The organism is Paenibacillus sp. J22FR83 (assembly GCF_059691955.1).
The window spans coordinates 72,600-97,012 of sequence record NZ_JCAUAM010000026.1 but is presented as its reverse complement, the minus strand read 5'-3'; the positions used below and the strand labels follow the sequence as shown (position 1 = coordinate 97,012).

Annotated in this window: 21 protein-coding genes; 2 read left to right on the top strand and 19 right to left on the bottom strand. The window is 44.9% G+C overall.

Translation table 11 applies throughout. The annotated features are described in order from the left end of the window. Positions 1 to 169: 169 nt before the first annotated feature. The 11 genes from glnA to liaF form a co-directional block, all read right to left on the bottom strand. Positions 170 to 1,594: a type I glutamate--ammonia ligase gene (gene glnA / locus AC58PV_RS32035; RefSeq protein WP_497437027.1), complete on the bottom strand. Its 1,425-nt coding sequence runs from the start codon at positions 1,592 to 1,594 to the stop codon at positions 170 to 172. A gap of 237 nt (positions 1,595 to 1,831) precedes the next feature. After that, positions 1,832 to 2,875: a 3-deoxy-7-phosphoheptulonate synthase gene (gene aroF / locus AC58PV_RS32030; RefSeq protein WP_068666052.1), complete on the bottom strand. Its 1,044-nt coding sequence runs from the start codon at positions 2,873 to 2,875 to the stop codon at positions 1,832 to 1,834. Positions 2,876 to 3,029: 154 nt separating this feature from the next. After that, the gene (locus AC58PV_RS32025) at positions 3,030 to 3,569 is read right to left on the bottom strand and encodes a DUF2062 domain-containing protein (protein WP_497437026.1); all 540 of its coding nucleotides are present in this window, start codon (positions 3,567 to 3,569) and stop codon (positions 3,030 to 3,032) included. A 35-nt stretch (positions 3,570 to 3,604) separates the two neighbouring features. Continuing rightward, a complete protein-coding gene (locus AC58PV_RS32020; protein ID WP_497437025.1) occupies positions 3,605 to 4,561 on the bottom strand; it encodes a 4-hydroxy-3-methylbut-2-enyl diphosphate reductase in 957 nt (318 codons plus the stop codon). A gap of 46 nt (positions 4,562 to 4,607) precedes the next feature. Beyond that, positions 4,608 to 6,083 carry a sensor histidine kinase gene (locus AC58PV_RS32015; RefSeq protein WP_497437023.1) on the bottom strand — a complete coding sequence of 492 codons (1,476 nt, stop codon included), beginning with the start codon at positions 6,081 to 6,083 and terminating at the stop codon, positions 4,608 to 4,610. Position 6,084: 1 nt separating this feature from the next. Next, a complete protein-coding gene (locus AC58PV_RS32010; RefSeq protein WP_497437022.1) occupies positions 6,085 to 6,774 on the bottom strand; it encodes a response regulator transcription factor in 690 nt (229 codons plus the stop codon). A gap of 114 nt (positions 6,775 to 6,888) precedes the next feature. Then, positions 6,889 to 8,484 (bottom strand): S1C family serine protease, encoded by a 1,596-nt coding sequence (locus tag AC58PV_RS32005; RefSeq protein WP_497437020.1) that lies wholly within the window; start codon positions 8,482 to 8,484, stop codon positions 6,889 to 6,891. A gap of 138 nt (positions 8,485 to 8,622) precedes the next feature. After that, positions 8,623 to 9,036, bottom strand: coding sequence for a YugN family protein (locus tag AC58PV_RS32000; protein WP_497437018.1), 414 nt, complete (start codon positions 9,034 to 9,036; stop codon positions 8,623 to 8,625). A 102-nt stretch (positions 9,037 to 9,138) separates the two neighbouring features. Further along, positions 9,139 to 9,789: a response regulator gene (locus AC58PV_RS31995; RefSeq protein WP_497437017.1), complete on the bottom strand. Its 651-nt coding sequence runs from the start codon at positions 9,787 to 9,789 to the stop codon at positions 9,139 to 9,141. After that, the gene (locus AC58PV_RS31990; protein ID WP_497437015.1) at positions 9,786 to 10,826 is read right to left on the bottom strand and encodes a HAMP domain-containing sensor histidine kinase; all 1,041 of its coding nucleotides are present in this window, start codon (positions 10,824 to 10,826) and stop codon (positions 9,786 to 9,788) included. The genes AC58PV_RS31995 and AC58PV_RS31990 overlap by 4 nt, the downstream gene beginning before the upstream one ends. A gap of 9 nt (positions 10,827 to 10,835) precedes the next feature. Continuing rightward, on the bottom strand, positions 10,836 to 11,897 hold the full coding sequence (gene liaF, locus AC58PV_RS31985) for a cell wall-active antibiotics response protein LiaF (protein WP_497437013.1): 1,062 nt from the start codon (positions 11,895 to 11,897) through the stop codon (positions 10,836 to 10,838). 283 nt (positions 11,898 to 12,180) lie between these two features. Here liaF and AC58PV_RS31980 point away from each other — a divergent pair, with 283 nt between their 5' ends. Next, positions 12,181 to 13,470 carry an ammonium transporter gene (locus AC58PV_RS31980; RefSeq protein WP_497437011.1) on the top strand — a complete coding sequence of 430 codons (1,290 nt, stop codon included), beginning with the start codon at positions 12,181 to 12,183 and terminating at the stop codon, positions 13,468 to 13,470. A gap of 45 nt (positions 13,471 to 13,515) precedes the next feature. On the opposite strand, the gene AC58PV_RS31975 is transcribed toward AC58PV_RS31980, so the two are convergent. The 5 genes from AC58PV_RS31975 to AC58PV_RS31955 form a co-directional block, all read right to left on the bottom strand. Continuing rightward, positions 13,516 to 13,899, bottom strand: a complete 384-nt coding sequence (locus tag AC58PV_RS31975; protein WP_497437010.1) for a hypothetical protein — start codon at positions 13,897 to 13,899, stop codon at positions 13,516 to 13,518. Positions 13,900 to 13,977: 78 nt separating this feature from the next. Then, the gene (locus AC58PV_RS31970; RefSeq protein ID WP_497437034.1) at positions 13,978 to 15,501 is read right to left on the bottom strand and encodes a methyl-accepting chemotaxis protein; all 1,524 of its coding nucleotides are present in this window, start codon (positions 15,499 to 15,501) and stop codon (positions 13,978 to 13,980) included. Between the two features lie 316 nt (positions 15,502 to 15,817). Beyond that, the gene (locus tag AC58PV_RS31965; protein WP_497437009.1) at positions 15,818 to 16,477 is read right to left on the bottom strand and encodes a 3D domain-containing protein; all 660 of its coding nucleotides are present in this window, start codon (positions 16,475 to 16,477) and stop codon (positions 15,818 to 15,820) included. A gap of 205 nt (positions 16,478 to 16,682) precedes the next feature. Beyond that, positions 16,683 to 18,617 (bottom strand): threonine--tRNA ligase, encoded by a 1,935-nt coding sequence (gene thrS / locus AC58PV_RS31960; RefSeq protein ID WP_497437008.1) that lies wholly within the window; start codon positions 18,615 to 18,617, stop codon positions 16,683 to 16,685. A gap of 355 nt (positions 18,618 to 18,972) precedes the next feature. Next, positions 18,973 to 19,920 carry a putative sporulation protein YtxC gene (locus tag AC58PV_RS31955; protein WP_497437006.1) on the bottom strand — a complete coding sequence of 316 codons (948 nt, stop codon included), beginning with the start codon at positions 19,918 to 19,920 and terminating at the stop codon, positions 18,973 to 18,975. 49 nt (positions 19,921 to 19,969) lie between these two features. Between AC58PV_RS31955 and AC58PV_RS31950 the strand changes: the two genes are divergently transcribed. Beyond that, positions 19,970 to 20,245, top strand: a complete 276-nt coding sequence (locus AC58PV_RS31950; protein WP_497437003.1) for a hypothetical protein — start codon at positions 19,970 to 19,972, stop codon at positions 20,243 to 20,245. Between the two features lie 530 nt (positions 20,246 to 20,775). Here the strand turns inward: AC58PV_RS31950 and mqnC are convergent. From mqnC to AC58PV_RS31935, 3 genes are all read right to left on the bottom strand, one after another. After that, positions 20,776 to 21,912 (bottom strand): cyclic dehypoxanthinyl futalosine synthase, encoded by a 1,137-nt coding sequence (gene mqnC / locus AC58PV_RS31945; protein WP_497437001.1) that lies wholly within the window; start codon positions 21,910 to 21,912, stop codon positions 20,776 to 20,778. Between the two features lie 150 nt (positions 21,913 to 22,062). After that, positions 22,063 to 23,241 (bottom strand): trans-sulfuration enzyme family protein, encoded by a 1,179-nt coding sequence (locus AC58PV_RS31940; protein WP_497436999.1) that lies wholly within the window; start codon positions 23,239 to 23,241, stop codon positions 22,063 to 22,065. Next, on the bottom strand, positions 23,238 to 24,407 hold the full coding sequence (locus AC58PV_RS31935) for an aminotransferase class I/II-fold pyridoxal phosphate-dependent enzyme (protein ID WP_497437032.1): 1,170 nt from the start codon (positions 24,405 to 24,407) through the stop codon (positions 23,238 to 23,240). The genes AC58PV_RS31940 and AC58PV_RS31935 overlap by 4 nt, the downstream gene beginning before the upstream one ends. Positions 24,408 to 24,413: the final 6 nt, after the last annotated feature.

Sequence of the window (24,413 nt, the reverse complement as noted above, 5' to 3'; positions counted from 1 at the left end):
CACCCTTCCTCACGGACAGAGCACTATGGGTCAACTATGTACTTCCGCCATCTCGCGGTGTACTCAGGACTTTCACCTGTTAGTACGATGCGCTGCCAAGCGCACCAAAAAACTGCTCCTCCATAGCGTCCTATGAAGGGGCAGTTACTATTTGTATAAGTGCTAAAGATTAGCAATCGAAGTAAAGGTTGTACTCGTGCGGGTGAATACGGATGGCAACTTGTTTCGCTTCGCCGCGTTTCAAGTCGATGTAGTTATCGATGAAATCTTGTGTGAATACGCCGCCTTCAAGCAAGAAGTCGGAATCAGCTGCAAGTGCATCCAAAGCTTCGTCTAATGTACCAGGAACGCTGCGGATTTCAGCTTTCTCGCTATCAGACATTTCATAGATGTTTGTATCGAAAGGACCGTATCCAAGAGCACGTGGATCGATTTTCTTCTTGATACCGTCAAGACCAGCCATCAACATTGCTGCGAAAGCAAGGTATGGGTTAGCTGTGCTGTCAGGTGTACGGAACTCAATACGACAGCCTTTAGGTGTCACAGCTGCGATTGGAATACGAACTGCTGCGGAACGGTTACCTTTGGAGAATACAAGGTTTACCGGAGCTTCGTAACCAGGAACTAGACGTTTGAAGGAGTTTGTACTCGGGTTCGTGATCGCGATCAACGCTGGAGCGTGGTACAAGATACCACCGATGTAGTTGATAGCCATTTCGGAAAGGTTTGCATATGAACCTTTTTCGTAGAACAATGGGTTACCTTCGTTGAAGATGGACATGTGAACGTGCATTCCGCTACCGTTGTCACCAAATAGTGGTTTCGGCATGAATGTAGCTACTTTACCATATTCTCTCGCTGTGTTAGCAACGATATATTTGTATTTAAGCAGGTTGTCTGCTGTTTTAGTCAATGTGTCAAAACGGAAGTTAATTTCAGCTTGACCAGCTGTTGCTACTTCGTGGTGATGACGCTCAATGCGTAGACCTGCGTCAGCAAGCTTATTACACATTTCGGAACGGATATCTTGTTGGGAATCGATTGGAGCTACTGGAACGTAACCGCCTTTAACTGGAATTTTATAAGCAAGGTTACCGCCTTCTTCTTTACGGCCAGTGTTCCAACCAGCTTCTTCGGAGTCAACTTCGAAGTAGGATTTGTTCATACCATTCTCGAAACGAACATCATCAAAGATGAAGAATTCGGATTCAGGAGCGAAGTATGCAGTTGTACCTACGCCAGTTGTTTGCAAATATTCTTCAGCCTTTTGAGCGATGCTACGTGGATCACGGTCATAACGGTCGCCTTCAGGTGTATGGATGTTGCTCATAATAACTAGTGTTGGATGTGCTGTGAAAGGATCCACATAAGCAGTTTCCGTATCTGGCATCATTACCATGTCAGATTGTTCAATACCACGGAATCCTGGGATGGAAGAACCGTCAAAAGCTACACCATTTACGAATGTTTCTTCATCTACTTCTGTAGAAGGTAAAGAGATATGCTGCGCTTTACCGGAAAGACCAACGAAACGAAAATCTACATACTCAATATTTTTTTCCTTGATAAGGTTCAACACGTTTTGAACTGACATTTAAAAACCCTCCCATTTCCGTACATTCAACGTACTTTGCATGATTAATGTTCAACTTTTGCTTGTTTTCTTTCACATATTATATAGCGATTCCGTTAGCACAGTCAATACTTATGTCAGGTATTTTTTAAATGAGTGTAAGCTATTCTTACACTTACACACAATTTTCACATGTATCCATAAACAGGAAAGGGTTTCTCCATATTTGGAGAAACCCTTTCTTATGAAAACCGTATATTAGGCCAAAATGGCTTCTTTCTTCGTATCGAACTTTTTACCAAGAAGTGGAGCAAGCTTCTCCAAATCTGATAACAGATGGGCAAATTGGTCTGGGAATAAGGATTGTACGCCATCACCTGTCATTGAATTATCCGGATCTGTATGCATCTCAATAATTAATCCATCCGCTCCAGCTGCCACAGATGCCTTCGTCATTGGCACGACAAGTTCTCTGCGTCCTGTACCATGACTTGGATCTGAGATAACTGGCAAGTGGCTCAACTGTTTAAGTACAGGAATTGCTGATAAATCTAACGTATTACGTGTGTAGGTTTCGAATGTTCGGATTCCGCGTTCACAAAGCATAACGTTCGGATTACCGCCAGCGAGAATGTACTCAGCTGCATTCAAGAATTCGTCATACGTTGAGCTGAAACCGCGCTTGAGCAAGACCGGCGTTTGAATCGTTCCTAATTTGCGAAGAAGATCAAAGTTTTGCATATTACGAGTACCCACTTGCAGGATGTCTGCGTATTGCGCACACACATCGACATACTCTGGGGTCATAACTTCTGTAATTGTAAGTAGGCCGTGTTTCTTACCTGCTTCAGCCATCATGATCAAACCTTCGACGCCCACACCTTGGAAGCTGTAAGGACCTGTTCTTGGTTTGAAAGCACCGCCGCGCAGCACCTGTCCGCCAGCCGCTTTCACCAAGCGTGCGATCTCGTCGATCTGCTCTGGTGTTTCTACCGCACAAGGACCACCCATCACCACGAGTTGCTCTCCACCGATTTCAACACCTTTAATAGAAATAACCGTATCTGCTGGGTGGAAATCGCGGCTAGCCAACTTGTAGGATTTCGAAATCTTCACGACTTGCTCAACACCTGACATTTGACGAAGCTGTTCTGCTAATTTCGGATCCGCTTGACCAATGATCCCAATTACTGTGCGATCCTCGCCTTTGGACACATGGGCTTGAACCCCTTTACTTTCGATAAATTGCACGATTTCCTGAATCCGTTCATCCGAAGTTTTGTTTGATGTAATTGCGATCATGTGATCCACGCTCCTATTTCATTTATGATGGGATAATTGAATATAATTCACTGACATGCTTCAACGCTTGTTCGCTTCTACGCTTTTATGCTTTTAACCGCTAAAGTAAATATACAACGCTTGACGAGAATTCGTCAAGCGCAAATTTATTTACCTATTCTTTTGATTCCGCAGGAGCTAACTGATCCTTACGTATTCTACGTTTCTCTTTCCGGCGATTCGTGTGGTATTTGAGCAGGAGCACGACTGGGAAATAAGCAATAATACCAAGAACAAGACCAACGACCATCCCACCGACAATTAAATCCAAACCGCTGCGAATAATATTAGAGAGGAGATGCGGCAGATGGTGGATCAGGTAGATCTTAAAATGCTTCGGCACTAAATATTCCCCGACCTGCTTATTAAGAATGGAAAATGGTATATAGATGACTTTACCGAATACAAAGCCAATTAAAGCGGCGGGCAAGTTCGCTCTTAGCAGATAAACCAAAGGAAAGATAAGAACAAACGCAAACCCTGCAGTCGGTAATGTGAACATCTCAACGAATAGACCAATCGAAAAGCCTCTTGCTACCATGGAAGGACCGCCCTTGGCACGTAAAAGAAGTAAATATTTGAACTTAAACCAACGTTTAGTACTTTTCCAATCGTAGCGAGCTTTCATCATTTTCACCTTCTGAGTACTATGCATGCTAGTTTCAATCCCACCCTCATGGAATAAGCAGATTACACGTTACTTGCTGCTTTGGATTTAACAGGCGGAATTAGTTTCTTCATATTAATAGTACGTATGATTTCCCAACTGGTTTCATCTTTCGCGTCGTAATTTTCTAGATAGGTAATGACCTCTTTGGTAATCGGTGTAGGCGTGGAAGCCCCTGAGGTTACCCCTACTTTACGAACATTCGCTAACCATTCTCTGTTCAATTCAGAAACGTCTGAAATTCGGTACGCCATTACGCCAGCGATCTCTTGTGAAACCTGGGCCAAACGGTTTGAATTGTTGCTCTTCGGATCTCCAACGACAATGACCAAATCAACTTCCTTCGCCTGCTCCGCGACAGCTTCTTGACGAACCTGCGTTGCCAAGCAAATTTCGTTGTGAATTTCAGCCTTTGGAAAAAGCGTTAATAACCGATTCATAATATGTTTAATATCCCACTGACTCATCGTGGTTTGATTCGTAATGATGATTCGATTCGACTTCAGATTAAGCTGTTCAGCCTCTTCAAGCTTCTCAATCAAGTGAACATGGTCAGGTGCTACGCCAATAGCTCCTTCTGGCTCTGGATGTCCCTTTTTGCCGATATAAATAATGTCATACCCATCTGCTACTTTCTCGCGAATTAAATCATGGGTCTTGGTTACATCTGGACAAGTGGCATCCACAACCGTAAGCCCTTTATCACGAGCCAAACGTCTTACCTCTGGAGAAACCCCGTGGGCAGTGAAAATAACAGTTCCTGTTTCTACTTGTTGCAAAATCTCAAGGCGATTCTCGCCATCAAGCGTAATAACGCCTTCCTCTTTGAAGAAATCGGTCACATGCGCATTATGAACAATCATGCCTAAGATATATATAGGTCTGGGCAGATTTAAATTTTTAGCAGTTTGCATGGCCAGCGCCATCGCATCAACAACCCCATAACAGTATCCTCTGGGGGATATTCGAACAACTTCCATCTGTTCCACCTACCTAAACCATTGTATTTCTTCTAATTATATCTGATTATATGGCATGAGGGAAGTTTGCCGGCAGCCAGATTAAAAAGGTACTTCCTTCGTCCTTCCGAGTGGTGACTTCGACCGATCCATCATGCTCATCAATGATCCATTTGGCAATCGATAAACCAAGCCCTGTCCCTGTTGTAATTCCTCTAGATAAATCTGCGCGATAGAAGCGGTCGAAAATATGAGGAATATCCTCTTTATCCATCCCTATGCCGGTATCCGAGATGCGGATGCCAATAAAACTGTTTCTACGTATCGCATCAATAGTTACCGTACCTGCCTGCGTATATTTAAATGCATTTTCGATAAAAATGAACAACAATTGCTGCAGGTAATCACGATTCCCCTGTACAATCGCATCCTCGAGCGCATCAAGATCACCTACTTGCCATTCAGCCGTATGCTCGAGCAGTTGCGCCCTCCTGACGACTTCATGAACTAGCGGCTTGAACTCAACCGGATGTTTCTCCATAAGAACACCCGCATCTGCCCTCGCAAGCGCAAGCAAATCATTGACTAACCTGCTCATCCGCTGTGCTTCCCCAGCAATGTCGTGCATGGCTTCCAAAGACATTTGAACCTGATCAGGCGTTGCTAAAGCTTGTGTCCCTGAGGTTTGCTTCCACATTTTCTCCAATAAATCCACATTACCTCGAATGGTCGTCAAAGGCGTTCTAAGCTCATGCGATGCATCCGATACGAAACGTCGCTGTGCGCGGTAGGCTTCATCTAATTCCACATACGTTATTTGAATACGGGACAGCATGCCATTAATCGTATTCGTCAACCGGCCTATTTCATCTAGAGGGCCATCGTAGTGGATGCGCTTCTCTAAATCATCTCCACTTTCGATTTGATTGGCGGCCTCTATCACACGCTCGATTGGTTTCAATGCTTTACGTGCCAAGAACCAGCCTAGCGAAGCCGCAACGAGAATCGTAAGGATTGCCCATATAATCAGCGTATTGCGCAGGGTAACAGCTGTCCTTTCGTAGCTCCCAATCGGTACAGCAGTTTGTAGTACACCAATCAGATTTCTCGTCTGATCGTCTGATCGAATGCCTAAATGGTAGATGAGGATATCTTGGTTTAGGAACTTGGTTTTCTCAAAAAAACCAGGCTCCGTTTTTAATTTATCTATAACTGCTTGACTCAAAGGTAATGTCTGTTGATAATTTTGCAAATTCGCTGATCGATTATAGCTCTTGAGCAACACATTATATAATTGCAAGAAGGTATTCGTAGATAAGAAATCCCTTGCCTCTAATTCTAAATCGAGCGTTAGTCCTTTCTTAGAAAGTACGTAACTTGTCTGAATACGCTCCGCGCTAGTGACAGCTTCTTTCTTCAAATCCTCACGAATTTGATCATACAGGAAGAAGTTTAGAAGAAAATAGAGAACAATCCCAAACAGCAGCATCGTGATGGCCAATATGCCTGAATACCATAGCGTAAGCCGCAGGCGAAGCGACATTTTAATTTTCCCCTCTCAATACATAGCCCGCGCCTCGGACCGTTTGAATCAAACGTTTGTGGCCAAATTCTTCTGTTTTCTGACGCAATAAAGCTATGTAAACCTCTAAAACATTGGACTCACCACTGTAATCGTAGCCCCATATTTTCTCCATAATGATATCCCGTGATAGCACGCGCTTCGGATTCAGCATAAATAGATGCAATAAATCGAACTCTTTCGTCGTTAATTCAATCAGCTTCTCGCCGCGGAATACCTCACGTGTATCTAAATCGAGGATTGCATCCTCGAAGCTAAGCCGATTGTTCGTCTGTTCAGGCCGTTCCGTTCTTCGGCGAAGCAATACACGCACCCTCGCAAGAAGCTCTTCCAAGGCAAAGGGCTTGACCAAATAATCATCGGCTCCCAAATCCAAGCCTTTGACACGATCACTAATATCGTCTTTCGCACTCAGCATGAGGATCGGCACCTCGCTGCCGCTTTCACGAATCCGACGAACGACTTCCCAGCCATCGATGTGTGGCATCATGACATCCAAAATGATTAGCTGCGGTTCTGTCACTAACATTTGCTTGAGACCTTCTAAACCGTTCGCTGCCGTGGTAACCAAATAACCTTCAAAAGCTAGTCCACGTCTCAGCATGGATGTGATTTTCTCATCATCATCAATAACCATAATATTCTCTCTCATTGGTCCGCCCCCATTCTACCCTCTATTGTAACAAAATTACTGCCTAGCAAAAAGAAGCAGAGCCTGCAAGCTTGAGGCCGCGGACTCTACTTCCCTTCAATTAAGGTTTAGATCTTACTGTGCTGGTGTCTCAGCAAGTGTATTTTTGTCACCTACTGTAACTGGAACTTCAGTACGCTTACCATCACGAATAATGCCTAGCGTTACTTTGTCGCCAACTTTCGTTCCTTGGACTTTCGTAATCAACTCTTGTGAGTTCTTGATCTTGGTGCCATTCAAATCAACGATCACATCATATTGACGCAAACCTGCTGTGAATGCTGGGCTCTTACGTTGAACACTGCCTACCAAAGCGCCATCTGTGTTAGGAAGCTTCAATTCGCTAACCCAATCTTGACCGATATCTTGCAGACCAACACCGAGGTAAGGAACTGGCTCTTTAGGAATCGTAACATTGTTTTTCAAATTCTCTAGAACGGAAGAGATCGTGCTTGTTGGAATAGCAAAACCAATCCCCTGTGCTTGTGAACTTACGGCTGTATTAATCCCAATTACTTCACCATTAAGGTTCAAGAGCGGACCACCTGAGTTACCAGGGTTAATAGAAGCATCTGTTTGGAGTAAATGTTTGTACTCACGCGTACCTTTCTCATCAGGGATACTGATTGGACGCTCTTTCGCACTCAGCACACCTACAGTGACTGTGTGGTCGAACCCGTAAGGGTTACCAATCGCAACAACCCAATCTCCTACGTTGACATCATCTGCTTTACCAAGAGGTAGGATCGGGAAATCTTTGTCGCCCTCAATTTTGAGTACGGCCAAATCCAGATCATAACTGTTACCAAGCAATTTCGCTTTAAAAGGCTTGTCGTATCCTTCTACGGTGATTTGAATTTCATCCGCGCCATCAACCACATGCTCATTCGTTAGGATATACCCTGTTTTCTCGAAAATAAAGCCAGTCCCCATCCCCGCTGGTTGCAATTGTCCGTTGCCTGTGTCATTTTGACCACTCTTAGGGGTAGTTTGGCCACCGCCGTTATCGCCAAAGAATTGACGGAAGAATGGATCATCGAACAATGAGTTCCCGCCGTTGCTGCGACTCGAAGTCTTTGGCTTTACGAGTGATTCAACCTTCACGATCGCAGGTCCTGCATTCTGAGCAATTGCCGCTATATTGCCAGGTCGAACGACATCAAGCGCCGCGTTCTTCAATTCACCACCATTGCTGTTGGAGCTGCTAGCCACAGTTGTTGCAGAACTTGAACCCGATGCTAACGGTTGATTACCCGAAAACATATTCGTTCTATCTGCGGTAAACATCAAGGCACCGACAACGAGTGCTCCTGCCATGAAAGCTGCAAAAACGCTTTTTACGGAAGAACGTCTCTTCGCATTCGGATCCCAAGCTGCTGGACCTTGAGGCGCATTCTCTGAACCAAAGCTGAATGGCCGAAGTGTCTTAGGTGGTGTTACTTCTACATTAGAAGTACCTTCTGAACTTGTGGAAGAAGTCGTTAGGGATTGACCTTCGCTTTCTTCATTAAAAGCAGATTTGTAAGGCCCATACGAATAGTAGTAAGAAGGTCTTTCTTTATTCGGCTCTTGCCCATCGTTCGCACGAGATTGCCCTTGTGTAGTTTCCTCATTGTTATCATTATTCTGCGGCTTAAAAAAGTCGCTGTAGTCTTTTTTATTTTCGTCCATCGTTCTTACCTCCATAGTTAAAGTTATAAGTGCATGTTCTCTTGAAGGATCTTGTTGTTCTCTATGTCTCTATCATGCACTCACAACCTTAAACGAATATTAAAAATCAATAAAATGGAGGTAAAAATAGGAGATAAATTAATGAATCCATGCTCTTTCAACGGATTTTAATACACTTGCTGCTTCGTTCACCCATTTATCCTCAATTCCAGCATCCGAATCCAGCGGTGCTTGGAATTGATCTATTAAGGCACCCGCTGTTTCCATGTCAGCTTCTGGATCTAATCCTTCATTATAAACATGTTTCAGAACAAATGGGGTACCGACCTCAACGACGGCATCCGTCGCTTCCACATCGCCTTCGATTCTACCCGTGACGACTTGAACGGGAATGCGCAACCAAACTTTATTCGCCTCATCCAGCGATCGATCGAAGTAGCCGTGGTCATAATCCCAACCACCACCCAAGTTAAAATTAAACTGCTCTAACTGAGCACGCACCTTATCAAATGTTTCTTGTACCTGCTCCAGTGAGGAAGATAGTGGTTTCATAGCAAGTGGACACTCCTTAAGCGCTCATATTATTTTACTTACGCATAGAATGTGCCAAAATGATGTTTTTATGTGCGATTCTCCCTCAATTTGTTTGTGCTGTTAAACCCACCCTTTGCGATGAGCGAATATCGCGAGTTGTGTCCGATCGTCAAGCTCACACTTCATCAACAAGTTGCTAACGTGTGTTTTAACCGTTTTGATACTAATAAAAAGTTCTTCAGATATATCCTTATTGCTTTTCCCCTCAGCAATCAAGAGAAGCACTTCCCGTTCACGTGCTGTTAGACCTTCCTGTTCCGGCAATTCACTTCGTTGTCGAATCCCTCTAGTCAAAGCCTGAGACACTTCAGCGTTCATGACTGGCATGCCGCGGTATGCACTCTGAATCGCATGTATTAATTGATCAGAAGAAACTGTTTTCAGCATATAACTAATAGCTCCGGACTCAACAGCTTCCAGCACCTTGGCTTCCTCCAGAAACGAGGTCAGCATGATCACTTTAATCTGTGGAAACTTATCACAAATGAGCTTCGTCGCACCAATCCCATCTAACACCGGCATCGTCAAATCCATAAGAATAACATCAGGCAATGATGTAAGATTCGCTTCCTTCAACTGATCAAAAGCAGCTTGGCCATTCTGTGATTCTCCCACTACTTCTAAACCAGGCTCTAATGAAATGTAAGTACGCAGACCCACTCGTACCATGTCATGATCGTCAACAATCATCACTTTAATGTTCGGATTCACTCTTGTTTTCCCCCTGAATGCCCCGAAAAACGCGGAATACGAACGCGCACGCGAGTTCCTGAGCCTAATTTGCTATCAATCTCCACTTCTCCGCCTAGTTTCTGTGCTCGTTCTCTCATCGTTGACAGGCCATGGGAAGCAGAAGGAATATCTCTTCGTTCAAATCCTTGACCATCATCCTGCAATTGCAGCACATATTGATGCTCTCTTTCGTAGATCGCCAATCGAACCTGTTTGGCCGAGGCATGTTTAATGACATTCGCCAACCCCTCTTGAATAATGAGAAAAAACTGATGTTCAATCGCCTCTGAAATGATTTCAGGCAGCGAGACATCAAGTTGACCCTGAAGTTCATGGGTCCGGCAATATTCCGGGAACCATTTCTCCAGGGCTTCCTGTAAGCTCATATCTTTCAGTTCGATCGGTCTTAGTTGTGAAATGAGCCCTCGCATCTGTTTCTGAGCATGATGCGACATCTCAATGAGCTGGTTCATAAGCGCTGGTGCAGCTTCTGGGTTTCTTTCTAATATTTTGGGAAGCGAGGAAGCTGACATATGGATCGCAAATAGTTCTTGGCTCACAGTATCATGAAGATCTCTAGCCAATCGGCGTCTTTCTTCCATTACTGCGCTCTCTGTCAGCTCCTGATCCCGAATAGCTTCGGCTTCCCCTAACTTTTGCATGAGTTGAACCCGTTCTTCAATGGAAGTTGCCATACTATTAAAAGCATCATATAAGTACAAGAAGGGCTCAACTGGTTCCATATCGATTCGAACAGCGAAATTCCCTTTTGACAATTCCAGCATAGCGACGTGAAGCTCGTCTACCTTGCGCTGCCACCTTCTAGTTGCAATGAAACCTACGGTTAAGCTTACTACTAGAATTCCGAATGTGAACCAGAATCGAAAATCCCAAGACGCCAGCTCTTTGTCGAAATATTCAAGTACAATATAGATCCCCGAAACCGTTACTACACTAGAGAGTAGAAAGTAATTCAGCAGCTGCCACTTCATATTGAACATTCGCAATTTATACATGCTCCATCCTTAACCGATCTTTTTAATGGTAATATCACCAATAAACATACTAGTAGTTACGACGATTTTATGTTCTGCCTCTTCATAATGAGAGGTTTGAGTTCTGATATTGCGCAGAAACCCACTTTCACGACGATCAAGAACTTTCATATCTCCGATAAAGGAACTCGCCATGACACGAACCTCAACATCCATATCATTCGGGATAAAAATCTTCACATCCCCAATGAATGCAGTGACATGAATCGTGGTTTCCCCCCGCGGAATTGACGCACGGGTTAAATCAATAACCGAATCGCCAATAAAGTGTGAGATCTGAACAGGTTTTAACTCCCAAGCCTCTTGGCCAAGGTGAACATCGCCGATAAAACCATGACGATGCAGAACATTACCTGAATCAAAATTGCGAACAAAGCCATCATACTTGTGTTGGTGTTGTTTAGGTTGCGTGTCCGTCCATTCACCCTGTTCCTCTTCCTTCGGATATGTGCCGTGAATATCCTTCAGTACTTCCTTTTCTTCATCCGTAAGGCCATGTTTCATCGTATTCGCTGAAGTATGATTGACATGTTCTTTCGAACTGTTGGAGAAATCGCCAGACATGTTCCAATCACCAGACTCCCACTGCTTCTTATGATGGGAATGTCGTGCTCGACTCGCTTCTCGCCGAGCTTGTCTTGCTTCATCATTGGCTTTCTTAATGGATGGCCAATCAGGCGACTCTTTCTTGCCGGGTTTAAATATCACATTCAAGCCAAATAGTATTAAAGCAACCGGCGCAAGAAATTTAAACATTTCTCCAATTGAAAGGTCGGTCACTTCTAAATTTTTTAAAAGGAATATCGTACCTACACCGCACATCATCAGGCTGCCTATGGATCCACCCCAATGGTACTTTCGTTGTGACACAAAACCAATCAGCCCATAAAAGATCAGAATTGCAGGCCAATACGTTGACACCAAATAGCCAATATCAATTTGAATTATTCCTAATTGATTTAGTAAAAAGAGCGTACCCGCGGATACGAGAACCAGCCCCCAAATCATTCTTTGAAACATATGCGGATTCATACGTTCTTCCTCCATTTGTGTAAAGCATTGTTAACATACCTCTAGTTTATAAGATACAAGGTAGATTGAAAAGAGACGTTAGATTGAAGGCGATCTCCGCCTCAAGACTGATATTTTTTTGGACTTTGTTAGGAGCATCACAAGAAAACCTGACATGAATGTCGTATAAGACGAACAATCCCCAGTCCATGTTATGTATTCTTACGTATTCCGTTGACATCATTATCATCAGAACCGTATAATTGGGCTGAGAACGCAAGTATTATAAGGAGCGATTACAGAAATGGATCCTATCCAACAACTTACTTCTGGCCTAGACACCATTTGGGTCGTATTGACTGCTGCCATGATTTTATTAATGGAAGGCGGTTTCGCCTTGCTAGAAGCAGGGTTTGTCAGACAAAAGAATGCCGTAAGCATTATTATGAAAGTATTTGTCGACATCTCATTCGGTGCCCTTATTTTTTACTTCTTTGGATTTGCACTTATGTATGGTAAAGACATCGGAGGCCTCATTGGAACAACAGGCTTTTTCATGAGTGGAGATTTATCACACATCTCATTGACAATCTCACATGATACCTATTGGCTATTCCAATGCGCTTTTGTTATTGCGGTTATTTCAATTGTATCGGGAGCCGTAGCAGAACGCATTAATTTCCGTGCTTATATCCTTTATACAATCGCCATGACCGGATTAATCTATCCCATTGCTGGTCATTGGGTTTGGAGTGTCGGCGGATGGCTCGGCAAGCTTGGCATGGTTGACTTCGCTGGATCCGCCGTTATTCACGGTCTTGGCGGCTTCTCCGCACTCGCCGCAGCCATGATCATCGGTCCGCGTATCGGTAAATTCTCTGCGGATGGCAAAGCTAACATTGTTCCCCCTTCTAATTTACCACTAGCTTCTGTAGGTGCATTTATCTTGTGGTTCGGGTGGTTTGGCTTTAACTCTGGGAGTACATTAAGCGCTACCAATACTTCAATCGGACACATTGCAGTCACTACGATGTTATCCGCCGCAGCCGGTTCTGCTGCCTGCATCCTCTTTACCATGATGAGATATCGCAAAGCAGACCCACCTATGGTCATTAATGGCGCACTCGCCGGACTCGTCGGAATTACGGCAGGCTGCGCCTTCGTCAGTGACGCAGCAGCCATCTGCATCGGAGCAATCTGCGGAATTGCCATGGTCTACGCAACGGAAATGCTGGAAGCCAGACAAATCGATGATCCCGTCGGCGCCTTTCCCGTACACGGGATCAGTGGAAGTATCGGCACTCTTGCTGTTGGCTTGTGTGCCAAACCGGATGCGATCCGCGAAGGAACAGCTGGGTTATTCTATGGCGGAGGCTTCCACCTCCTAGGTGTTCAAGCACTTGGACTTGTCACGGTCTGTGCCTGGGGCTTCTTCATTACATGGGGTTTCTTAAAGCTTATCAAACTCATAGTACCCCTACGCGTGAGCCGCGACGAAGAGTTGATCGGTCTAGATGTTGGTTCACACGGAGTTCCCGCGTATAGCCAAGAAGAAGGATTCTTGGACTTACAACACTTGAAGAATAATCCTTGAATAAGAAGAAGAGGACACCGCACAAGCAGTGTCCTCTTCTTTATTTCAGGATGAGAAGATGTCTTCAAACTCCTCGGGGAACGTAATATCGTCACCAGTCTTAGAAGCATTCATGATTTGTCTAGCTTGCTCAATTTCAGCTCGAAGCTTCCTTACTTGCTCCATAGGTTTCTTCACATAATGAATATATTCAACAGCGAGATGATGATCAGGCTTCTTACCGGATAACATGCGGCGAAAAGATGACATCGCTTGATAAGCACGTTCTTCTTTCATTCTCTTCATTTCATATCGCTCAACAACCTGCTCGATTTCCCGAGCCTGCTGTTCTTTCCGCGTAATAAAAGCCTCCAAGAAGGGAAGTACCTCTGCAGCCTTCCTAGTTGTTCTTAAAGGCATACCATCATCCGATCGTAATGCTTGCTGCATGTTCCATCACCTATCTCTCCGTGTCAAGATTTATAACAGTAATCTTATTTTACACTAAAAAGAGCGGTTTGAGAACTACTAATTTAACACTAAATCAATTCCAACGACGCCAATAGGCGTTCCCATGTCATCTATAATGGATTTCGACAGTGTGAGGCATGGTTTTTTCGTAATAGCTGACACGTACTCGTCCGAAATGAAGAGCTCACCTTCCATTGCACGCTTCCACCACTCTCTTCCCTTCGCATTCACTAAGCCCGCTTCTGGCTGAGAGTAGATGAAAGTTCCATCCCCGCGATTCGACCATATCGCTTCAATCCCCACCGTTTTCTTCAAGATCCCATGTAAATGGGAGGCATGTTTATCTTCGACCAACGATTTTATGTCAGGTACGCGAACAAGCGCATTCAATAATTGCTTCATCTCTTCAATGTTGACATGAATAGTTCCCTGCTTGCTCTTCATGCCAACTGCTTGTATGGCCGTGATCAGCTCAGCGGAAGAACGATCTAAATTCTGATTAATATGCTGCAATCTTGAAACCTCGTGGCGTTGCTTCTTCATCTGATCCAACGTATGTTCAACACTCGACATCGTCTCATTCATCAAATCTACAACTTCTCCTAGGGATGTCCGCGTTCCGGTCACGAGGGAAGATTGGTGCTGCGTTGAACTTGTGGTACTAGCAACTAGACTGTTTACATGAAGAATCAATGAAAAGATCGTATCGATCTTGCCTTTCATCACCTTCATCTCATCAATACCATGCGTCACAGAAGCTTTCTCTTCCGCCACAGCAGCCACAACTTGCGATACGCCGCTTTCAATATCAGCTAGAAGCTCAGAAGACTTCTGAACAGCTTCATGGCTTTGTGCAGCCAGCTTCTTAATTTCTTGAGCTACGACAGAGAAGCCTCTTCCATGCTCACCAGCTCTAGCCGCTTCAATGGATGCATTCAAGGCAAGCAATGACGTTTGAGCAACAACTTCCGTAATGAACGTGTTAATCTCTTCTATTTTCGACGTATGCTCGGTTAAATCTTGAATTTTCTTCTGCATCGTATCATTGTTCACGTGTAAATCATTCATGACCTCGTCCGTTGTATTCAAAGAGCGACAGACGTCCACTACTGTATCTTTGGTTTGTTCACTTTCACGATGCATATGTAACGACGAATCTAGAATCTGATCGGCGGCAGCAGCCACTTGCTGAATCGCAGCAAAAGCCTCTTGGAGCTGTTCGGCGGCATGCTGGCTTCGCCCCTTCAATTCCTCCTCGCCTTGAATGGAAGCATCCGCAATTTGAAGCAGATGTCCGATGGAACGGTTGACCTCTTCTACTGCAGCTGCTAAGCGATCCGCAACAACCTGAGATTCTTGGATAAACGTGCGGAACTGTTCCTCTTGGTTATGAGCCACTTGTTCTTGCTCTCTGCCAGAAGCTCTTATTCCGCACCACGCAACCACACCCAGTAAGAAAAAAACAGCGATGCTAACTACAGCTACCCATTTCGAAGCAGAAAATAAAGCGAATACATTTACAAGCATACCAATAAAAATAAAACCATAGATCGATGCTTTCTGCTTTGACTCCGTCCACATGCGCAACCGGAACTCCTCCCAAAAGGAACATAATGTTAGTTTGTGTTACATTATATCGAATATAGGAGGGCTTGAAAAGAATTAAAACGGAGACCCTCTCAGGTCTCCGTCTATTCAACAACGCTATTTGTTATTTATTTTGGTTTTGTGTGTTGTTTTGTTGTTGCTTATTCGGTACCGCTACTTCAGTAGCAAATTCCGCGTCTTGCGCTGCTTTCTTGTTGTTCTTGTTCTTTGCCATGTCAATCACCTCCTGTATGAGTATCTTTTCCCAAACAGGATTTTTTATGAATTTTCTTATAAACAAAATTGCCCATTACAGCGCTTTGGCGGGAGCAAGTATTTCATCCTTCAACTGTTTCCAAATAACCTCGGTAACTTTGCCGTTCCCTTTTTTCACCACAAACACCTTAACCGTCTTTTTACCCCATTCCTTATACACTTGATCCTTCGTGTTGAAATAAAGATCAATTTTCTTGCCTTTGATTGCACTTCCTGTATCTGCAACAACCCCATAACCGTAACCAGGTATAAACAGTACAGTACCTAGAGGGAACACCTTAGTGTCTGCTGCAATTGTGGATAACGCCTTATCATCGCGCATGACCTTCATACCTGAATATGTGATGCCATACGTAGGATGGTCTGGATTCTTTCCTGTTGATTCTTTACCCGCAGAATATCCGGTCGCTGTCACTTCAACTGACGTGTACTTCGATAAATCCGAATCCAAATTGGGAATATAGCGGTAACTTACTTGCTGTTGTTGATGCTCCTGAGCAACAGGGCGTGCAATCGAAACGGTAACCACCGCGCTTGCTTGCGTCACCTGCTGTTCTTGTATATGGGTATCGGTGTTTACCGCCCTATAGTTCCCTTGATTACTGGCCTCTTCTCCGAAAAGCACAACCATAACGGTAAGCACCATCCATGCCAAAATCCATTTGGATTGCTTCGAAGTATCGGTTATTTTCATCGTTTTAAGCCTCCCCCTACTCTTGTAGGTTTTCCATTTCCTTTCATCACTAAACCTCCAGATATAGACTCACTGTATAACATGTCCTTCTTTTAACCACTTATTCACATCTTTAAACCACTTCATCTCATTGAAAAAATTTGGAAAACGCAAAAAAGCAGAGAAGTGACTAGCACTTCTCTGCTTCTTCTAGGAGCAAATGGGATTATTGTTTGTTTTTAATTTCATCCAAAATCATACTAATAACTTGATCAATCGGCTGTGTTCCTAGATCGCCTTGACCCCGTTTGCGGATGGACAAGCTGTCATTCTTGACTTCATTTTCTCCAACGACGAGCATGAAAGGAATTTTCTCTAACTGAGCTTCTCTAATCTTGTAACCTAACTTTTCATTCCGGTTATCCGCTTCAACACGAATACCCGCTTCTCTTAGTCGGTCTGTCACTTGATTGGAGAATTCTTCGAATGCAGGCGATACCGGAATGACTTTCGCTTGAGTCGGCATGAGCCATGTTGGCAACGCGCCAGCGAAATTCTCCAGCAAGAAGGCTGTCATACGTTCCATTGTGGAAATGATCCCTCTATGGATTACGACAGGGCGGTGCTTCTGACCATCTTCCCCTGTGTACTCAAGCTGGAACCGTTCAGGCAGCAAGAAATCGATTTGCGCAGTCGAAAGAGTTTCTTCCTTCTTCAGGGCTGTCTTGATTTGAACATCTAATTTAGGGCCATAGAATGCGGCTTCACCTTCTGCCTCAAAGAAAGGCAAACCAAGCTCTTCTACAACCTCACGAAGCATACGCTGGGAAGTTTCCCACATCTCATCATCCTGGAAGTACTTCTCTGTATCCTTCGGATCGCGGTAGGACAGACGGAAACGATAGTCTGTGATACCAAAGTCCGCGTACACTTGACGGATCAACGTAACAACGCGAGAGAACTCTTCTTTAATTTGATCCAAGCGGCAGAAGATGTGAGCATCGTTCAATGTCATTGCACGAACGCGGTGCAAGCCTGTCAAAGCGCCTGACATCTCGTAGCGGTGCATCGTGCCAAGCTCAGCAATCCGAACCGGAAGATCGCGGTAGCTGCGCATATCACTCTTATACACCATCATATGGTGCGGACAGTTCATTGGACGAAGAACAAGCTCTTCATTGTCCATGACCATTTTCGGGAACATATCTTCGCTGTAGTGATCCCAGTGTCCGGAAGTTTTGTATAAATCAACGTTCGCGAGCACTGGCGTATACACATGTTGGTAGCCTAGACGCTCTTCCAAATCAACGATATAGCGTTCCATTGTACGTCTAAGCTTCGCACCATTCGGCAGCCAAAGCGGTAAGCCTTGCCCAACTTCACGTGAGAATGCGAACATTTTGAGCTCACGGCCAAGTTTACGGTGGTCACGCTTCTTCGCTTCTTCAAGTAAGTGCAAATGCTCGTCCAATTGCGCTTTCTTAGGGAACGCAGTTCCGTAGATACGTTGCAGCATTTTATTTTTTGCGTCTCCACGCCAGTAAGCACCCGCAACACTCAACAATTTGAACGCTTTAATACGTCCTGTTGATGGCAAATGCGGTCCGCGGCAGAGGTCGAAGAACTCACCTTGATCATAGATCGTAAGGACGGAATCTTCCGGTAGATCACGGATCAATTCTAGTTTGAACGGATCTTCCAGCTCTGTGAAAATACGGATTGCTTCCTCACGGGAAACCACTCGGCGTGTAATCGCCAGGTTTTCGTTCGAGATGCGTTCCATTTCTTTTTCGATTTTGACCAAATCTTCAGGATTCAGAGGTGTTTCCAAATCGATATCATAATAGAAACCATCCTCAATGACAGGACCGATTCCTAGCTTAACTGCTTTATTGCCATAAATACGCTTGATTGCTTGGGCCATCAAATGCGCTGTGCTATGACGGTACATTTCTAGACCTGCTTCGCTATCCAGCGTTAAGATTTCAACATCAGCATCATCATTCAATGCGAAGGATAAATCCACGGATTTCCCGTTTACTTTACCACCCACAGCATTTTTCTTCAGACCGGATGAAATGGATTCCGCTACTTGCTCGATTGTCGTACCCACTGCATACTCTCTCACTGCGCCATCTGGTAATTTTACTTGTACAACCATCTTCCCTGCCTCCTAATTGTGTAAGTGAATAGTGAATTGAACGCAAAAAAGCACACTTCATCCCATAAAGGGACGAGTGCGCTCAGCTCGTGGTTCCACCCTAGTTCGATTCGCTCTTACCCTGAAGTAAGTCGAATCCTCATCAGCATTCGTTAACGGGAATGATTCCGGTACTGTATAGTATCGCCCTGCAAGTCAAGTCGAATTCCACAATACGGCTACAAAGGGGTAAACAATCCGATTCGCTGAAGGAGATTGCAGCCTGGTCTCCTCTCTCTGAGCAGTTCATACAGAAAGTTCTTGTCTTTGATACTAACGCCTTCGATCACTATTATAAATGGCAAGAGGAGCAAGGTCAAGGGGAGAGTTGATCCTGCTTCTTGGCATCTCCGAGATAAATGTCGCATGTGCGGCAATAACTGCACACCGAAGTACGATCTTCAAAGATCTGCCCTATCGTCTTGATGATGGTAAGTTCAGGATCCCTCGTATGAATGTAAATGTTGGCCGGCGAGACGGTGATCAGTGTACTCACGATCATATCTTCAAAATTGATATCCTTCTCCAGCATCTCCATTCGAAAGCTAGCATCAAACTCATTCGCATCGATAAGTTCCATTCGATCATTAAGAATGACGAACTCATGGCCTCCTTTGTGAATGAGATGTGCTGCCGGTATTTTGGCCTCTTGAATGTAGACGAAATATTGTAGAAGCGATATAAATTCCTGATATTGGCGGTCCATCATAAACTCATCAATCGCATATTCGGCAATTTCCCTGAGTTCTTCCCTATACTCCTGAATTCGGAATTTGAGGAAACCATCTAAGCTAATCTGCGGATTCTCCTCGAGCAATGAATTGATCTGCTCCTTGAGCAGCCCGATGCGACGGAGCCGACTTGGAGAGCTATTCATCAGCGGTAATCCTTCTAATTCACTCTCTTGGTTCAAGGATTGCTTACAATAACCTTCGATAGACTCGATGTCTGACTGCTTTTCATATTTAAAATCCTTGGTGATCAAGTTGCGCAAAATGCTGGATTCCTTGTCCGCTACAATGTGGCTCGCCAGTACTTCAGCTAAGCAAGCTCGCACTTGAATTTCATGAATATGCGGATCATGGATCACACTTCCCGCTTCCACTTCCACATAAATAAAAGCACGTGTTTTACTCCAAGTGTAAGTAGCCGTTAACCCATTTTGGGCAATATGTAAATGCTGCAGCGCTTGATTCACCTGTGCGCTTAGCGAACGTACATAGGATTCCTCAACATTCATTAAGGCAATTGCAAACAGTTCCATGTGCTCACTCCTTCCATCTATGCATCCTCCTCTTAAGAGTATATGGTCGATGCGAGGGAGATATACAACGAACAATTTGCCATTTGCGGGAACGTGGATGGAGGCAGGAATGACGGGGTTTATGGGTGCGTGGGGAGCGTGTTTGAAGACTGGCTATGACGGGATTTTCGCGTGCATGGGCAGCTGCACGAAGGCAACAATGACGAGCTTCATGTGTTCCTGGGCAGCGTGTATGAAGGCAACAATGACGATTTTTCGCGAGTGGGCAGCGTTTTGTGAGCATGGAAAAAGGAGCTGCCACTTAGGAAGCTCCTCACAAATATAAAATAGCTTGTTACAGCTGCTCCAGGAGGGCCTTCACGATTAAGAATGGGAGAGCACCAATGGAGACGAAAGCAAACAGAAATCCTTGTACAAAGCTTTTAAGCAATTTCACAAAAATCACTCCGATCTTCAATCTCGAATTTGTGGTGTCCACCCATTGTACGCTTATTGACCCGCGGTTACCTGAAGCTAAGCTTAATTTTCCCTTAAAATGAGTAAGGATAGGTGGAACCAGTAATGATTCCACTCGAGATAGTCGGAATTATCGACTATCTCAGGGTGTTGACCTCGGTTTCGCTGGAGATAGTCGAATTTATCGACTATCTCGGGGCTTTTGACCTCGGTTTCATTGGAGATAGTCGAATTTATCGACTATCTCAGGGGTTTGACCTCGGTTTCGGTCGAGATAGTCGGATTTTTCGACTATCTCAGGTTGTTGACCTCTCAGCGACAAAAAACGCTTATCCATCCAAATCCAACAAGTGGATTTCATAATAGATAAGCGTTGTCGTTATCGTTATCGTTATCGTTCTAGTTCTGCATCACAAAATCACGGTCAATCTTCGTATTCACGTCATCGAACACACGCAGAATCTGATACTTCGTGTTCCGCTGCGCAGGAATTTTGCCGGCTTGACGGATAATGTCCAACGTCGAGCTAACGTTTACTTTGTGCGTGGTACCCGCCGCGGATACGACGTTCTCTTCAATCATCGTGCTGCCGAAGTCATTACAACCGTAGCTAAGCGTCTGCTTACCAACCTCAGGTCCCATCGTGACCCATGAGGATTGGAAGTTCGGCACGTTGTCCAGCATGATGCGGCTGATCGCCAACGTTTTTAAATACTCCTCAGGCGTAACTTTCTCCGCCTTCATATTCGTATTATCCGGTTGGAACGTCCACGGAATGAATGCTAGGAAGCCTGGCGTGTTGAGCTTCTGCAACAACACATCATCTTGCGCATCGCGGATACGCAGCATATGCAGTGCGCGCTCTTCCATGGATTCGCCGAAGCCGATAACCATCGTACCCGTCGTGTGCATGCCAAGCTTGTGCGCCGTCTGCATGACATCCATCCAATCGCGCCAAGAGCCTTTCAGCTTGGAAATCTTGCGACGCGTACGGTCATCCAGGATTTCTGCCCCGCCGCCTGGCAAGGAATCAAGTCCCGCTTCATGCAATTGCCGAACGATTTCCTGAAGCGATAGCCCGTCAGAAACATCTTTCATTTTCATAATTTCAGCAGGCGAAAAGGAGTGCATCGTGATATCGAAACGCTTTTTAATTTCGCGTAAAATATTCGTATAGTAACTGAATGGCAGATTCGGATTCGTACCACCTTGCATAAGGATCTCAGTTCCATCCACATCCAAGGTCTCCTGAATCTTTTGGAAGATTGTTTCATCCGGCAATACATAACCTTCCTTGGAACCAGGTGGTCTGTAGAAAGCACAGAATCGACAATACACATCACAAATGTTCGTGTAATTGATATTCCGCCCAATCACGAAAGTCGTGATCGGATCAGGATGCCATTTTTTCATAATCTGATTAGCCGTGTCGCCAATTTTCTCTATTTGATCGGATTCGAACAGCGTGATACATTCTTCTACATCAATTCGTCCGCCTGATTGTGCTTTATTTAAAATGCGATCGATCGGTTTCATTGCAACTCACTCCTTTACTTTCTGAAGGCTCGTATCCATTAATCGTACCATACTCATGCCAAAAAAGCAGCACGGGGCTGCTTTTTCCAGTCGTTATTCCTATGCAAATATGAATAATTTCTGAATACCGCGGAACAGAGCCTAACTAGCTTAACCGCGTAATGCTTGTTCTAGATCTTCGATAATATCTTCGATATCTTCTAGCCCCACCGAGTATCGCACTAGACCATCCGTAATTCCACGCAACAAGCGTACTTCCTTCGGCATAGCCGCATGCGACATCATCGCTGGATAGGACAAGATACTTTCTACAGCACCTAAACTTACAGCGACGAGTGGGATCTTAACTTTGCTTAGCAACTTCTTCGCTTTCTCGCCAGAGCCAACATCGAATGAGACGACAGCTCCGTAACCAAGCGATTGCTTCTCATGTATTTCTCTGCCTGGGTGATTAGGAAGACCTGGGTAGTACACAACATCAATATCCGGCTGCTCGGTCAACCATTGCGCTAATCGGCGAGCGCCTTTCTCGGACATTTCCATACGCGCTTGCAACGTCTTCATTCCGCGAATGAGCAGCCATGAATCTTGAATGCCGAGCACATTCCCCATGCCATTTTGAATTTGCTTCATGCGACGACCGAGGCTGTCATTCGCTACAACTGCTAGCCCAGCTAGCACATCACTATGACCGCCAAGGAACTTCGTCGCACTGTGTAGTACGATATCGATGCCTAGCTCAATCGGGCGCTGATGATACGGTGTCATGAACGTATTATCCAACATCGTCAGCAGGTCATGCTCCTTCGCAAAAGCGGCAATCTCGCCAATATCCGTAATGCGAAGCGTTGGATTCGAAGGCGTCTCGATGAATACGGCTCTCGTATTGGAACGTAAAGCCGCTCTGACCTCTGCGATGTTCGTCATATCTACAAACGTGGACTCCACGCCCATACGGTTCATGATCGTAGTCAGTAGACGATAGGTACCACCGTACACGTCCTCTGTACAAATCACATGATCGCCTTGCGACAACAACATCAATGCAGAGGAGATTGCGGCCATCCCAGAAGCGAACGCAAAGCCACGCGTTCCGCCTTCTAATAAAGCGATATAATCTTCCAACGCCTGACGTGTCGGGTTCCCAGAGCGTGTGTAGTCGTATTCTTGGTTTGCTTCCAAATCCGCCTGATGAAAAGTTGAAGCCTGATACAACGGCACGCTGGATGCCCCTGTCGCTTCATCAATTTCAGCGCCAAAGTGGATCAATTTTGTGGCAAATTTGCCCTGTGCTTTGCGTTTCTCTTTGTCTGAAGGAGAATGGCTCATGATTGTGAAGCTCCTTCCAACTCAGCTTGTGCGGCATTCAGCGCATTCGACAAATCCGCGATCAAATCGTCGATATGCTCAATGCCAACAGAGAAGCGAAGCAGACGATCATCGACGCCAATTTGCTCTCTAATTTCAAGCGGAATGTCCGCATGTGTTTGTACGGCTGGGTAAGTCATCAAGGATTCAACCCCACCTAAACTTTCTGCGAAGGCAATTAGCTTAATATGACGAAGAATCGGTTCGACTAAACGAGCATCCCTCACCTTGAATGAGAATATCCCTGTGTTGCCGCTGGATTGTTTATTTTGAATGGCATAGCCAGGATGTGATTCAAGTGCCGGGTAGTACACATCTGAAATCAACTCGTGCTCGAGCAAGAAATGGGCAATCGCTGTAGCATTCTGTTCATGACGCTCCATGCGCAGTGCAAGAGTTTTCATCCCTCTCATTAGAAGCCAGCTGTCTTGCGGTCCAAGCACAGCACCAATGGAGTTATGGAGAATAGCCATTTGCTCCGTAAGCTCTTTTCCTTTTGTAACAATCAGACCCGCTAGCACGTCATTATGTCCGCCCAAATATTTGGTCGCACTATGAATAACAATATCGGCTCCAAGCTCAATCGGGCGTTGTAGATATGGTGTAAGCAGCGTGTTATCGACGATGGAGACGATGCTCTTTTTACGGGCCCATGTACATACCAGTTCAAGATCCGTGATCATCATCAAAGGGTTCGTTGGCGTTTCAATAACAAGACCCTTCGTGTTGGACTGATACGCACCTTCAAGTGCATCCAAATCATTCGTGTCTACATAAGTAGCCGTCACACCGAAACGGGACATAATTCTTTCCAATAGACGATACGTACCGCCATATAAATCTAAGGAAACAATCAAATGATCTCCTTGGCTGAAATAGGCGAAAATCGTTTGCAATGCCGCCATGCCTGAGGAACAAGCAAAGCCTGCATCTCCGGATTCTAGCTGAGCAATAGCCTCTTCTAGTACTTTACGCGTTGGACTCTTGGTACGCGCATAATCAAATCCAGTGCTCTGCCCTAGCTTAGGATGGCGAAACGCAGTTGATTGATAAATTGGAAAGCTAACAGCACCTGTAACAGGTTCTTCAATAGAGCCAATTTGAGCAAGACGACTTTCAATTTTCAACAAGGG

What these genes read in the sequence shown, in the direction of transcription:
- AC58PV_RS31980 (WP_497437011.1), top strand. Translation starts at nt 12,181, where the DNA reads ATGGATCCTATCCAACAACTTACTTCTGGCCTAGACACCATTTGGGTC.
- AC58PV_RS32000 (WP_497437018.1), bottom strand. Translation starts at nt 9,036, where the DNA reads ATGAAACCACTATCTTCCTCACTGGAGCAGGTACAAGAAACATTTGAT.
- liaF (WP_497437013.1), bottom strand. Translation starts at nt 11,897, where the DNA reads ATGAATCCGCATATGTTTCAAAGAATGATTTGGGGGCTGGTTCTCGTA.
- AC58PV_RS32010 (WP_497437022.1), bottom strand. Translation starts at nt 6,774, where the DNA reads ATGAGAGAGAATATTATGGTTATTGATGATGATGAGAAAATCACATCC.
- thrS (WP_497437008.1), bottom strand. Translation starts at nt 18,617, where the DNA reads ATGGTTGTACAAGTAAAATTACCAGATGGCGCAGTGAGAGAGTATGCA.
- AC58PV_RS31950 (WP_497437003.1), top strand. Translation starts at nt 19,970, where the DNA reads ATGCGAGGGAGATATACAACGAACAATTTGCCATTTGCGGGAACGTGG.
- AC58PV_RS32005 (WP_497437020.1), bottom strand. Translation starts at nt 8,484, where the DNA reads ATGGACGAAAATAAAAAAGACTACAGCGACTTTTTTAAGCCGCAGAAT.
- AC58PV_RS31975 (WP_497437010.1), bottom strand. Translation starts at nt 13,899, where the DNA reads ATGCAGCAAGCATTACGATCGGATGATGGTATGCCTTTAAGAACAACT.
- aroF (WP_068666052.1), bottom strand. Translation starts at nt 2,875, where the DNA reads ATGATCGCAATTACATCAAACAAAACTTCGGATGAACGGATTCAGGAA.
- AC58PV_RS31965 (WP_497437009.1), bottom strand. Translation starts at nt 16,477, where the DNA reads ATGAAAATAACCGATACTTCGAAGCAATCCAAATGGATTTTGGCATGG.
- AC58PV_RS32020 (WP_497437025.1), bottom strand. Translation starts at nt 4,561, where the DNA reads ATGGAAGTTGTTCGAATATCCCCCAGAGGATACTGTTATGGGGTTGTT.
- AC58PV_RS31970 (WP_497437034.1), bottom strand. Translation starts at nt 15,501, where the DNA reads ATGTGGACGGAGTCAAAGCAGAAAGCATCGATCTATGGTTTTATTTTT.
- glnA (WP_497437027.1), bottom strand. Translation starts at nt 1,594, where the DNA reads ATGTCAGTTCAAAACGTGTTGAACCTTATCAAGGAAAAAAATATTGAG.
- AC58PV_RS31990 (WP_497437015.1), bottom strand. Translation starts at nt 10,826, where the DNA reads ATGTATAAATTGCGAATGTTCAATATGAAGTGGCAGCTGCTGAATTAC.
- mqnC (WP_497437001.1), bottom strand. Translation starts at nt 21,912, where the DNA reads ATGAAACCGATCGATCGCATTTTAAATAAAGCACAATCAGGCGGACGA.
- AC58PV_RS31940 (WP_497436999.1), bottom strand. Translation starts at nt 23,241, where the DNA reads ATGAGCCATTCTCCTTCAGACAAAGAGAAACGCAAAGCACAGGGCAAA.
- AC58PV_RS31955 (WP_497437006.1), bottom strand. Translation starts at nt 19,920, where the DNA reads ATGGAACTGTTTGCAATTGCCTTAATGAATGTTGAGGAATCCTATGTA.
- AC58PV_RS32025 (WP_497437026.1), bottom strand. Translation starts at nt 3,569, where the DNA reads ATGCATAGTACTCAGAAGGTGAAAATGATGAAAGCTCGCTACGATTGG.
- AC58PV_RS32015 (WP_497437023.1), bottom strand. Translation starts at nt 6,083, where the DNA reads ATGTCGCTTCGCCTGCGGCTTACGCTATGGTATTCAGGCATATTGGCC.